This window comes from Faecalibacterium sp. DFI.5.82 (assembly GCF_029076575.1).
GTDB lineage: Bacteria > Bacillota > Clostridia > Oscillospirales > Ruminococcaceae > Faecalibacterium > Faecalibacterium duncaniae.
Window position 1 is genome coordinate 177887 of sequence record NZ_JARFIS010000002.1, and the last position, 12825, is coordinate 190711.

General features: G+C 57.7%; 11 protein-coding genes and 1 tRNA gene. 7 read left to right on the top strand and 5 right to left on the bottom strand.

All coding sequences use genetic code 11. From position 1 onward, the window contains the following. Positions 1–50: 50 nt before the first annotated feature. From P0G09_RS04440 to P0G09_RS04460, 5 genes are read left to right on the top strand one after another with little or no spacing between them, the layout of a single operon-like run. Entirely contained in the window at positions 51–179 is a 129-nt protein-coding gene (locus tag P0G09_RS04440; RefSeq protein WP_275252042.1) for a hypothetical protein, read from the top strand. A 13-nt stretch (positions 180–192) separates the two neighbouring features. Continuing rightward, entirely contained in the window at positions 193–1182 is a 990-nt protein-coding gene (locus P0G09_RS04445; protein ID WP_342760517.1) for an alpha/beta hydrolase, read from the top strand. Positions 1183–1211: 29 nt separating this feature from the next. Continuing rightward, the gene (locus P0G09_RS04450; RefSeq protein ID WP_275252043.1) at positions 1212–1565 is read left to right on the top strand and encodes a hypothetical protein; all 354 of its coding nucleotides are present in this window, start codon (positions 1212–1214) and stop codon (positions 1563–1565) included. 1 nt (position 1566) lies between these two features. After that, a complete protein-coding gene (locus P0G09_RS04455) occupies positions 1567–2568 on the top strand; it encodes an aldo/keto reductase (RefSeq protein ID WP_275252044.1) in 1002 nt (333 codons plus the stop codon). Between the two features lie 57 nt (positions 2569–2625). Beyond that, a complete protein-coding gene (locus P0G09_RS04460) occupies positions 2626–3102 on the top strand; it encodes a site-specific integrase (RefSeq protein ID WP_275252174.1) in 477 nt (158 codons plus the stop codon). Between the two features lie 134 nt (positions 3103–3236). Here the strand turns inward: P0G09_RS04460 and P0G09_RS04465 are convergent. The 4 genes from P0G09_RS04465 to P0G09_RS04480 form a co-directional block, all read right to left on the bottom strand. Continuing rightward, a tRNA-Pro gene (locus tag P0G09_RS04465) sits at positions 3237–3314 on the bottom strand. A gap of 138 nt (positions 3315–3452) precedes the next feature. After that, the gene (gene uvrA, locus P0G09_RS04470) at positions 3453–6335 is read right to left on the bottom strand and encodes an excinuclease ABC subunit UvrA (protein WP_275252045.1); all 2883 of its coding nucleotides are present in this window, start codon (positions 6333–6335) and stop codon (positions 3453–3455) included. Next, entirely contained in the window at positions 6322–8379 is a 2058-nt protein-coding gene (uvrB, locus tag P0G09_RS04475; RefSeq protein WP_275252046.1) for an excinuclease ABC subunit UvrB, read from the bottom strand. Before uvrB ends, uvrA begins: the two co-directional genes overlap by 14 nt. 84 nt (positions 8380–8463) lie before the next feature. Continuing rightward, positions 8464–9189 (bottom strand): JAB domain-containing protein, encoded by a 726-nt coding sequence (locus P0G09_RS04480; protein WP_275252047.1) that lies wholly within the window; start codon positions 9187–9189, stop codon positions 8464–8466. Positions 9190–9503: 314 nt separating this feature from the next. Between P0G09_RS04480 and P0G09_RS04485 the strand changes: the two genes are divergently transcribed. Then, the gene (locus tag P0G09_RS04485; protein WP_275252048.1) at positions 9504–10502 is read left to right on the top strand and encodes an RluA family pseudouridine synthase; all 999 of its coding nucleotides are present in this window, start codon (positions 9504–9506) and stop codon (positions 10500–10502) included. Then, positions 10495–11421, top strand: a complete 927-nt coding sequence (locus tag P0G09_RS04490; RefSeq protein WP_275252049.1) for a GNAT family N-acetyltransferase — start codon at positions 10495–10497, stop codon at positions 11419–11421. Before P0G09_RS04485 ends, P0G09_RS04490 begins: the two co-directional genes overlap by 8 nt. 150 nt (positions 11422–11571) lie before the next feature. Here P0G09_RS04490 and P0G09_RS04495 read toward each other — a convergent pair whose 3' ends face one another. Then, positions 11572–12753 (bottom strand): MBL fold metallo-hydrolase, encoded by a 1182-nt coding sequence (locus tag P0G09_RS04495; RefSeq protein WP_275252050.1) that lies wholly within the window; start codon positions 12751–12753, stop codon positions 11572–11574. Positions 12754–12825: the final 72 nt, after the last annotated feature.

Sequence of the window (12825 nt, forward strand, 5' to 3'; positions counted from 1 at the left end):
GAATAGAGCCGTACGCCGCCGCAGGCTGGACGGATGAACAAATCGACACCGTGCTGCAAATGCAGACCCCGGATAACGCCTTTTTCGATGCGAAGGGGCTTCACGTCTACCATGCTGCCGCAAATGTTGTCTTTGATGATGCCGATATTCTGAACTGGATCGTTTCCAAACACAAGTGATAGGAGAGAAATTTTGAACCGACGGCAATTCACAAAACTTCTGGCGGGTGCAGGGCTGCTTCTGGCAGGCTGCCGGGCAGGTGCTGCACCCAGTTCCTCCACCCCGGAAAGAAAGGATTCTATGCAAACGACCACCCAAACTTATACCCGCACCACGCCCATCGAAACCGTACGGAATGACCCGGTTTTCGGTGATTATGGGCGGCTGATCTTCCCTGTGGAACGCTCTTATTACAGCGGCGACACGCTGGAGCAGCTGCATCTTACCTACTATAACAACATCGACCCGGACGAAACAGTGGACATCTGCAACACCCTGCGCCAGCGTGCAGCGGACGGGCAGACCATCTTTTACGATATTTACACCGAGGACGAAAAAGCCGCTGACCCGGACAAAGCTGACACCGGCTTATTCTACTTCAAGGGTAATCCCGGCGCAAAATTTGCCATCTGCAACGCAGGCGGTGCGTTTGCGTATGTGGGGGCCATGCAGGACAGCTTTCCTCATGCACTGGAACTTTCCCGCAAGGAGTACAACGCTTTTGCGCTCATCTACCGCCCCGGCGCACAGACCGCCTGCGAAGATCTGGCACGGGCCATTGCATTTGTCTTTACCCATGCGGAGGAACTGGAAGTAGACACCAGCGGCTACTCCCTCTGGGGCGGTTCTGCCGGGGCACGGATGGCGGCGTGGCTGGGCAGCTACGGCACGGCATCCTTCGGTGAACAGGCGTATCCGCAGCCGGGAGCCGTCATCATGCAGTACACCGGGCTTGGGGAAGTCTACGGCAACGAGCCGCCCACTTATGCCTGTGTGGGTGACCGGGACTACATCGCAGACGAACGCGTGATGCGCTGGCGCATTGAAACCATCCGCTCTCAGGGCACCCCTGCCAAGATCGAAGTCTTTCCGGGCCTTGCCCACGGTTTTGGCTTGGGCACCGGCACCTCTGCCGAAGGCTGGCTCGATCATGCCGTAGCGTTCTGGGAAGAAAACACCTGAAACCGTGAGGAAACTGTTATGACGAAAAAATGGACTGCACTGCTCTGGATGAAAGCTATGTACCCGATGCGCTGGATGCTGTTCCGGCTCACGCTTCGGCGGCGGGCATGATCTATTCGTTCTATGGGCGGCTCAGCGTGGGCAACATGGACCCGGACTGGCTGGCCGAGGGTGATCTGCCGCCAACATTCTACGTTTACGGCACGGAGGACCCCTTCTACCGCCAATTCCAGCAGCAGTATGATGTGATTCGGAATATGGGCATTTCCACCGGACGCATCGTGCTGAATGGCTGGCCCCACGGCTTTGGCTCGGATGGCGGCTGGGTGAACGATTACGCCGCATGGCTGGAAAGTGTTTTTGCAAATAAGGAGGAATCTTAACATGGAATATCGTACTTTGGGCAATGACCTAACCGTTTCTGCTGTTGGTCTGGGCTGTATGGGCATGAGCCATGCCTACGGCGCACCTGCCAACAAGAAGGAAATGACCGAACTGCTGGCGCAGGCCGTGGGTATGGGCTATACGTTCTTTGACACCGCCGAAGTCTACGGCACACCGGATAATCCCCACGACAACGAGGAACTGGTGGGTGCTGCCCTGAAACCCTACCGAGATAAAATCGTTCTGGCGACCAAGTTCGGCATCCATTTTGACATGACCAGTACGGCAGTCAACAAGCCGCTGGTGCCGGATTCCCGCCCGGAAGTTATCCGTGCATCGGTAGATGCCTCCCTCAAGCGGCTGGACACCGACCATATTGACCTGTATTATCAGCATCGGCTTGACCCCAAGGTGCCCATTGAGGAAGTGGCCGGTGTAATGGCTGACCTGATTCGGGAGGGCAAGATCACTCACTGGGGCCTTTCGGAAGCCACCGAGGAGACCATCCGCCGAGCACACGCAGTCTGCCCGGTAACGGCCATCCAGAACCGTTACTCCATGATGGCCCGCTGGTACGAAAGCCTGTTCCCGGTTCTGGAAGAACTGCACATTGGTTATGTGGCATTCTCGCCGCTTGCAAACGGTTTTCTCTCCGGCAAATACGATAAGACTTCCAAGTTTGAAGCAGGCACGGACTACCGCAGCGTCATGCCGCAGTTCCAGCCAGACAGCATTGACCAGAACCGCGCCCTGCTGGAACTGTTACACCGTCTTGCCGCCGAGAAAAATGCAACACCTGCCCAGATCTCACTGGCGTGGATGCTGTGCAAAAAGCCTTATATCGTACCAATCCCCGGCACCCGGAAACTTAACCGTTTACAGGAAAACGCCGGTGCAGCAGATATTGTGCTGTCTGCCGCAGAAGTGGCTCTCATTGACGAAGCACTGGCGCACATGGAAATGTCGCATGTGTTTGGCGGGAGCCGCATTGTGAAAGAGTAAGAGAGCAGCTTTGACGATGAGCTTCAATAGATCATGCGGAGGTAATTGTTTTTGATAATGCAGGAACTTCTGGCTTTGGAGCCGCAGTTTATTGAAGAAGATGGCTCTGTCATTCACATCCGGCAGGCAGTAAAGGTCGTAAAAGGTACAGTCAGCATCGGCAGTCCGAAATCCAAAGACAGTATCCGGGATATTCCGGTGCCGCTGAATGTCCGCCCGTGTGCCATCAAGCTGCGGGATACCACCGATCAGTTCATCTGGGAAAGCCCCAAGACCGGCTTGCCCTGCAATCCCACCCATTTCCGGGATGTGTTCCGCAAATCTCTGGAAGAAGCGGGCGATGTCCGCTTGCTCACGCCGCACAGCTGCCGCCACACCTATGTGTCGCAGATGCAGGCGTTGGGCGTGGATATCCAGACCATCCAGAGCATCGTAGGCCATGCCGATACCGAAATGACTGAGCATTATCTCCATGTTCAGGAATCCATTCGGCAGAGTGCGATCCAGTTGTTCAGCGAGGCATTTTCGGCCTAAAAATTGGACGGAACGGCACTAATTAGACCAGATAAAATCGTTGGCATTGTGGTCAAAATTGTGGTCAAAACCAAATGAGGTCAGCCCACAAACAAAAAAATCCAACGATTTCTAACGTGAAATCGTTGGATTTATGGTCCGAGTGGCGAGAATCGAACTCACGGCCTCTTGAACCCCATTCAAGCGCGCTACCAAAACTGCGCTACACCCGGATATCGTCCTCTGCCTCCCTACCGAAGCATTGGCGACAAAAGATATTATACGCATCTTTCCGGGTTTTGTCAACACTTTTCTGCATCTTTTTCTGATTTTTTCAAGAAAAGTATGATTTTCGTCGTATGAGCGCCGCTTTACTTTTTTGCTTTTGCAGCAGTTTCCGCTTCCGCGGCCCGCAGCTGCCTGTCCTTTTCCAGCAGGGGCTTGAGGTACTGGCCGGTAAAGCTGCCGGGCACCTCGGCCACCTGCTCGGGCGTACCCTCGGCAATCACCAGGCCGCCGGCGCTGCCGCCTTCAGGGCCAAGGTCAATGATGTGATCGGCACACTTGATGAGATCCAGGTTGTGCTCGATGACAATGACCGTGTTGCCCGCATCCACCAGCTTCTGCAGCACCTCGATCAGGCGATGCACGTCCGCAATGTGCAGGCCTGTGGTAGGCTCATCGAGGATATACACCGTCTTGCCGGTGCCGCGGCGGGCTAGCTCATTGGCCAGTTTGACACGCTGGGCTTCGCCGCCGGACAGGGTGGTGGCGCTCTGACCCAGGGTCACATAGCCAAGGCCCACATCCAGCAGGGTCTGCAGCTTACGGGCGATCTTGGGCTGGTTGGCAAAGAACACCACCGCCTCCTCCACGGTCATGTTCAGCACATCGGAGATGGTCTTTTCCTTATACTTTACCTCCAGCGTCTCGCGGTTATAGCGCGCGCCCTTGCACACCTCGCAGGGGACATAGACGTCCGGCAAAAAGTGCATCTCGATCTGCAGGATGCCGTTGCCCTCACAAGCCTCACAGCGGCCGCCCTTGACGTTGAAGCTGAACCGGCCCGGGCCATAGCCGCGCATCTTTGCATCCTGGGTCTCGGCAAAGACGGCGCGGATATCGTTGAACACGCCGGTATAGGTGGCCGGGTTTGAGCGGGGCGTGCGGCCGATGGGCTGCTGGTCGATGCCAATGACCTTATCCACGAACTCAAGGCCCTCCACCCCGTCGCACTTGCCCGCACGGCTGCGGGCACCGTTCAGCTCACAGGCCAGCGTCTTGTACAGGATCTCATTGATCAGGCTGGACTTGCCGGAACCGGAAATGCCGGTCACACAAACGAACTCACCCAGCGGGAACCGGACATCAATGTTGCGCAGGTTGTTTTCCCGGGCACCTTTCACGGTCAGGAAGTTTCCATTGCCGGTGCGGCGGGTCTGGGGCACAGCAATGCGCTTGCGGCCGGAAAGATAATCGCCGGTGATGCTCCGCTTGGCCTTACAGATATCCTTCACGGAGCCCGCCGCCACGATCTCGCCGCCATGAACGCCCGCGCCGGGGCCCACATCCACGATATAGTCCGCGCTGCGCATGGTATCCTCGTCGTGCTCGACCACGATGACGGTATTGCCGAGGTCCCGCAGGTTCTTCAGGGTCGCAATGAGCTTGTCGTTGTCACGCTGGTGCAGGCCGATGCTGGGCTCGTCCAGCACATAGAGCACGCCGGACAGCGCACTGCCGATCTGGGTGGTGAGGCGGATGCGCTGGCTTTCGCCGCCGGACAGGGTGCCAGCCGCACGGGCCAGGGTCAGGTAATCCAGACCCACGCTCTGCAAAAACTGCAGGCGGTTCCGGATTTCCTTCATGATCTGACCGCCGATCTGTCTCTGCTTCTCGGTCAGGTGCGGCTCATTTTCGGCAATAAATTTCAGCTCATCCCGGATGGACATTTCGCAGAACTCGCTGATGTTCCTATCCCCAACGGTCACTGCCAGCACCACCGGCTTCAGGCGCTTGCCGTGGCAGTCCGGGCACTCCACGCCGGACATGAAGCTGCCGATCTCTTCCTTCATCCACTCGCTGTTGGTCTCCCGGAAGCGGCGCTCCAGGTTCTCCACGATGCCCTCAAACGTATTATAGTAGACACCGCTGCCGAACTCGTTGGTTCGGTGCATCTCGATCTTTTCGCCGTTGGTGCCGTAGAGCAGGGCGTTCACTGCCTCGGTGCTCATATCCTTGATGGGCGTGTCCAGCGTAAAGCCGTATTTTTTACCCAGACCAAGGTAGTACATTTCACTGACAGAGCCCTCGGCGTAGTACCAGCCGCTGGCCTTGATGGCCCCCTGCCGGATGGACAGGTTCTTATTGGGCAGGATGCGCTCCTCGTCCACCCGCATGAACGTACCAAGGCCCGTGCACTTCTCACAGGCACCCTGGGGGTTGTTGAAGGAGAAGAGCCGGGGCGACAGATCCCCGATGGAGATGCCGTGCTCCGGGCAGGCAAAGTTCTGGCTGAAGGTCATGCACTCCCCACCGATGACATCGATCTCAGCGATGCCTCCGGTCAGGGCCAGCGCAGTTTCCAGCGAATCCGCCAGACGGCCCCGGATGCCCTTGCGCATGGCAAGGCGGTCCACCACGATCTCCACTGTGTGCTTGATGTTCTTTTCCAGCGTGATTTCTTCGTCCAGGTCGTACAGATTACCGTCGATTCTCACACGGGAGTAGCCGCCCCGCCGGGCGGCATCCAGCTCCTTCTGCTGCGTGCCCTTGCGCTGGCGCACCACAGGAGCCAGCACCTGGAATTTGGTGCCGTCCTCCAGCTTGAGCACGGCATCCACCATCTCATCCACGGTCTGCTGGCTGATGACACGGCCGCACACCGGGCAGTGGGGCACGCCCACCCGGGCATACAGCAGGCGCAGGTAATCATAGATCTCGGTCACGGTGCCCACGGTAGAGCGGGGGTTGTGGCTGGTGGTCTTCTGGTCAATGGAAATGGCCGGCGACAGGCCGGTGATCTCATCCACATCGGGCTTATCCATCCGGCCCAGGAACATCCGGGCGTAGCTGGAAAGGCTCTCCACATAGCGGCGCTGGCCATCGGCATAAATGGTATCGAAGGCAAGGCTCGACTTGCCGGAACCGGACAGGCCGGTCATAACAATGAATTTTTCGCGCGGGAGGGTCAGATCAATATTCTTCAGGTTGTGCTCCCGTGCGCCTTTGATGACGATCTTATCGTTTGCCAAGGTACTTTCTCCCTCTTCTCTGTGTCTGTGCATGGTTCCGCCTGCGCTCGGTCTCGGCATCCGAGTCCACGGTGGGGTTCTCGCCCCGGCGCAGGCGGTCGATCTGGTCACGCAGGAAGGCCGCATGCTCAAATTCCAGCAGCTTGGCAGCCTCCTTCATCTCCCGGGTCAGGCGCTCAATGGCAGCTTCCCGCTCCAGTTTGCCCATGCGGCGGGTATTCCGCTTTGCGTTCTCCGCCTTATCGCTGATCTCAATGCTGTCCGCAATGGCCTTGACAATGGTCTTAGGCACGATGCCGTGTTCTTCATTGTAGGCCATCTGGATGGCACGGCGGCGCTCGGTCTCGGTGATGGCGCGTTCCATGCTGTCCGTCACCTCATCGGCGTACATAATGACCAGACCCTCGGCGTTGCGGGCCGCGCGGCCAATGGTCTGGATGAGGCTGGTCTCACTGCGCAGGAAGCCTTCCTTGTCGGCATCCAGGATCGCCACAAGGCTGACCTCGGGCAGATCCAGGCCCTCGCGCAGAAGGTTGATGCCCACCACCACATCGATGGAGCCCAGGCGCAGATCTTTGATGATCTCCATCCGTTCAAAGGTATCCACCTCGTGGTGCATATATTTGACCTTGATGCCCTGCTCAGTCAAAAAGTCGGTCAGGTCCTCAGCCATCTTCTTGGTCAGGGTGGTCACAAGAACACGCTCGTTCTTCGCCGTGCGGGCGTTGATCTCGCCCAACAGGTCAGTCACCTGCCCCTCCACAGGCCGCACCGAGATCAGCGGGTCCAGCAGGCCGGTGGGCCGGATGACCTGCTGTGCGATCCGGGTGCTGTTCCGGCGCTCGTACTCGCCCGGCGTGGCCGAGACGAACACCATCTGGTTCAGTTTGCTTTCCACCTCCTCAAACTTGAGGGGGCGGTTGTCAAAGGCCGACGGCAGACGGAAGCCGTACTCCACCAGCGTCTTTTTGCGGGCGTAGTCGCCGCCGTACATAGCACGCACCTGCGGCAGGGTCACATGACTCTCATCCACAAAAAGCAGAAAATCCTCCGGGAAATAATCCAGCAGGGTGGTGGGCATGCTGCCCGGCGCACGGCCCGACAGCACCGCCGAATAGTTCTCGATGCCCTTGCAGATTCCCACCTCGGTCAGCATCTCGATGTCGTAGTTCGTTCGCTGCTGGATGCGCTGGGCTTCAATGAGCTTGCCCTCTGCGGTAAACTTCTTCACCTGCTCGTCGCACTCGGCGCGGATCTTTTCAATGGCCGCCGCCTTTTTATCGGCACTGACGATGTAGTGGCTGGCCGGGAAGATGGCCACATGCTTCACCACGTTCTGCCGGGTGCCGGTAACGGGGTTGAACTCCGTGATGCGGTCGATCTCATCCCCGAAGAACTCCACCCGGATGGCAAGGTCACTCATGTAGGCCAGATAGATATCCACCGTGTCGCCGTGAACGCGGAACTTATTGCGGATAAAATTGATGTCGTTCCGCTCATATTGCAGGGTGACCAGCTTTTTGCACAGGTCATCCCGCTCCATCTGCATCCCGGGCCGCAGGCTGATGACCATGCTGCGGTAATCGATGGGGTCGCCCAGAGAGTAGATACAGGACACCGATGCCACAATGATGACATCCCGCCGCTCCGAAAGCGCCGCCGTGGCCGAGTGGCGCAGACGGTCGATCTCATCGTTGATGGCGCTGTCCTTTTCAATGTAGGTATCGGTGCTGGGGATGTAGGCTTCGGGCTGGTAGTAATCGTAGTAGGAAACAAAATACTCCACCGCATTGTCCGGGAAGAACGAGCGGAACTCGGTGCAGAGCTGGGCCGCCAGCGTCTTATTATGGGCCAGCACCAGCGTGGGGCGGTTGCACCGGGCGATCACGTTGGCCATGGTAAAGGTCTTGCCGCTGCCGGTCACACCCAGCAGGGTCTGGCAGCGGTCGCCCCGCTCAACGCCCTCTACCAGCTGCTCAATGGCCTGGGGCTGGTCACCCGTGGGGGCATAGTTGGAGACGAGATGGAACTGTTCATCGGCCATGTCTCGGTTCTCCTTTCTGTTCTCAGATAGAACTACAAATAGTTGTGCTTTTCATGTTAATTATAACACAATTATTTTATAATATCAATACGGCCTGAGCATCTCCCCGGTCTGGAAATCGTAAAACGGCAGGCGGTTGGCCTCCCGCATGGAGAAATATTCGCTCTCGGTCAGGATGATGTGATCCCGCAGATGCACCTTGACCAGCCCCAGTGCCCGGACGATATTCTCGGTGGCCATCAGATCCTCCCGCGAGGGCAGGGCCACGCCGTTGGGGTGGTTATGGCAGAGCACCACACTGTCGGTACCGCCCTTGAGGGCTGCCGCCACCACATCCTTGATCTCCAGGCTCACCCGGTCGCTGGTGCCGTCCCGCAGCCAGAACAGCCCCTTGATGCGGCTGCGGCCATCCAGCGCAGCCAGCAGGGCGCGTTCCTGCACAGTCCCGGCAAACTGTGCCATCAGGTATTCGACCAGCTGGTCGGTGGTCTTCATGCACTTTTTGCCGTTGACCACACATTGGGTATAGTATCTGCCGATCTGCGGCAAAAGATGCAGCATCCGGGCGGTGGAGGGGCCTACGCCCTCCACTGTCAGCAGATCCTCCTCGGAAGCATCCAGCACCCCGGCAAAGTCTCCGAACCGATTTATGAGGACATGGGCAAGGCCGTTGGTGTCCTTGCGGGTGTTGGTGATGTAAAGGACATATTCCAGCGCTTCGTGGGGTTCCAGACTTTCCAGTCCGTACTGCTCTACCCGGGCGCGCATCCGCTGGCGGTGCCCCTTATGCTGGCTGCTTTCCTTCGCCATGGTCGTTCTCCTTTTGCGTTATTACTTTAATAGTACCGTTTTTTCAGCAAAACACAAGGGGGCACAGGAAATATTCTGCGTTGACTTCAAAGAAAGGGTGGTTTATTATAGAGAAAAGGCTTTTTTATGAATCAATATGCCCTCTCAGTCAAAGCCTGCGGCTTTGCCAGCTCTCCCAAAGGGAGAGCCCCTTGTGGCTCTCGGTCAGCATGTACTGAACCCGGGAGATGCATTGCCTCTCCCTTTGGGAGAGGTGGATTTGCGAAGCAAAGACGGAGAGGGCTTGTCTTTCATCCAACAAAAGGAACAATTTTATGAAACAATTTACTGCCACCGCAAACGACGAAGGCGTGCGGCTTTCCCGCTTTGTCCAGAGCGTGACGCGCGATTTCCCCACCAGCCTGCTGTACAAGAGCTTCCGCAACAAGCGGGTCAAGGTCAACGGCAAAAAGGGAGCCCCCGAGGATCGGCTCAAGGCGGGCGATCTCATTGAGCTGTACATCAACGATGAATTCTTCCCGCCCGAGGGCGCAAAGCCTGCAGCCCGCAAGTCTGCCCCCAAAAAGCAGCAGAACCAGCCCAAGGTGACCGTCATCTATGAGGACGAGAACATTGCCGTGCTGTACAAGCCCACCCACCTGCTCTGCCACAGCGACCGCACCGGCGATGCCAACCTCGTGGACGCATTCACCCAGTATCTGGCCCAGAAGGGCGAGTATGACGCAGGCGGTGAGAACCGCTTCAAGCCCGGCATCTGCAACCGGCTGGACCGTGGCACCGAGGGCCTTGTCATCGCTGCCAAGAGCTACGCCGCCCTGCGGGACATGAACGAGATCATCCGCACCGACCTGCTCAAAAAGGAATACTACACCATCACCGTGGGCATCCCGCAGTCGGGCCGCTTCACCGCCTGGTGGGAGCACGACGAGAAGAACAACAAGGTCAGCATCCACGCCCACCAATCTCAGGATGAGCGCCGTAAGCAGATCATCACCGATGTGGATGTTCTGCGCACCGCCGGGCCTTTTGCCCTGTGCAAGATCGGCCTGGTCACGGGCCGCACCCACCAGATCCGCGCGCATCTGGCCTACCTGGGCAAGCCGGTGCTGGGCGACATCAAATACGGCAACCGCAAGATGAACGAGCGCACCGGCACCCGGACGCAGGCTCTCTGCGCCGTCCGCATCAGCTTCCTGGATATCCCGGAGGAAAACAGCCTGCGCTATCTCTCCGGCAAGGTCATCAAGCTGAAAGACCCCCAGATCCTCAAACAGTTCGACGCGCTGGACAAGAGCAAAGAACCCCATGAATAATATTTTTCTGGAAACTGACCGGTTGATTTTGCGCAGGTTGGAAGAATCTGATTTTCCCGATTATGCCGCCTATGCTGTGGATAATGAAATGTCCCGGATGATGGGACGGCCCATCCTGAAAACAGAAGCGGATATCCGCACCAATTTCGGCTGGCTCAAGGACAAGGAACCTCGTTGTTACGGCATTGTAGAAAAAACCGGCGGTCATCTGATCGGCAACCTGAGCATCTGCGCTGTGCCTGCACTGCTCACCAGATTGGAGCAATTGCAGGGCAGGCAGGGCCGCACCCTCTCCTACTGCATCTGCCGCACTGCCCAGCGCAGGGGCTACGCAGCCGAAGCAGTCCGTGCTGTCATTGCGGAGCTGTTCAACACTGAGCAGATAGATTTCGTCCAGTGCGGCTGCTTTGCCTTCAACATACCATCCCAGCAGCTGCTGAGTAAGCTGGGCTTTACGGAGCTGGCGCACCTGCATATCCCCATGCCGGAAGGTGAAGTGGAAACGATCGAATCAATTTTATGGAATCCCGGGAGGACACCTAAAATGAACCTGAATCCTTATTTCAAGAGCATCATCGACCAGGACCGTGAATCGGTGGTCATCTGCGATCTGAACCACATCATCATTTACATGAACCCTGCCGCTGTGGTGGATTACGGCAAATACGGCGGAGCCGCCCTGCTGGGCAAAAGCCTTCTGGCCTGCCACAACCCCCATTCGGTGGAAGCCATCCGCAAGGTGGTGGACTGGTTTGCCGCTGATGCAGGCCATAACATCGTCTATACCTACTACAATCCAAAGCATGTCCGTGATGTCTACATGGTTGCCCTGCGGGACGAGGACGGTACCCTGATCGGCTACTACGAGAAGCATGATTCCCGAAAAGCTGAAACTATGAAGCAGTACGATTTGTTCTGACAAAGAAAGGCGAACTCCACACAAAAAAGACTTTGCCGCCGACCCCCGTGCGAAGATGCTACTCTGCTATACCTCCCGCATAGACAAAACGAACGCCTGCCGGGCTTTTCTCACTCGGCAGGCGTTCGTTTTGCTTATGGGGTCGATTCGTTACTTTGCCAGCAGCTCGTCAGCCAGCACATCCATCTGTGCCTCAGCGGCGGCATTGGCGGCAGAGCGGATGGTCACAACGGCATCACAGACGGTGATGTTCTTCATGCCGTCCAGCTCAGCACGCATCAGCTTTGCAGCCATGGGGGCCCAGGTGCCGTTCTCCATCAGGCCAACGGTGCGGCCCTGGAAGTTCTTGGTCTTGAGGTGGGTCAGCAGATTCTCCATCGGCGGGAAGAGGAAGCCATCGTAGGTGGCGCAGGCCAGCACGATCCGGCCGCAGCGGAAGGCCTCAGTGACGGCATAGGAGACATCGGTGCGGGTCAGATCCATCTCCACCACCTTGGCACCCTTGGCGCGCATCTTCTCAGCCATGGTGTGGGCGGCGGCTCTGGTGTGGCCGTGGATGGAAGCGCTGGCCACCAGGATCTTCTCCGGCTCCTCGGCCTTGTAGCTGGACCACAGGTCATAGTAGTTCAGGTACTTGCTCAGATCGCCGGTCAGCACAGGGCCGTGCAGGGGGCAGATGGTGGCAATATCCAGCGCGGCGGCCTTTTTCAGCAGAGCCTGCACCTGCGGGCCGTACTTGCCCACGATGTTCAGGTAGTAGCGGCGGGCCTCGCTGGCCCAGTCGGCGTTTTCGTCAAACCTGGCCACTGCACCAAACCGGCCAAAGCCGTCTGCAGAGAAGAGCACCTTTTCACTGCTCTCATAGCTCACCATGACCTCGGGCCAGTGCACCATGGGGGCAAGCACAAAGGTCAGGGTGTGGGTGCCCAGGCTCAGGCTCTCGCCGTCCTTCACCACCACGCGGCGCTCCTTGGCAACGGCATCCGCCCCAAAGAACTGATCCATATACAGGAAAGTCTTGGCGTTGCCCACCACCTGCATTTCCGGGTAAAGGGCGGCCAGTCTGGCGATATTAGCACCGTGGTCAGGCTCCATGTGGCTGACCACCAGGTAATCCGGCTTGCGTCCGGCCAGTGCCTCGGTCAGGTTGGCAAGCCAGGGCTCCGTGGCACGGTTGTCCACCGTATCCAGAATGGCGGTCTTTTCGTCCAGAATGACATAGGAATTGTAGCTCACACCGGTGGGCACCGGGTACTGGCTCTCGAACAGGTCAATGGTGGTATCGTCCACACCCACGCCCAGAATGGCTTCGCTGATCTTTTTCACGCTCATAGCAGACATCCTCTCTATCCATATTGCTGTGCCGAAAAAGCGGCAATATAATACTAATAACGGTTCCTAGTA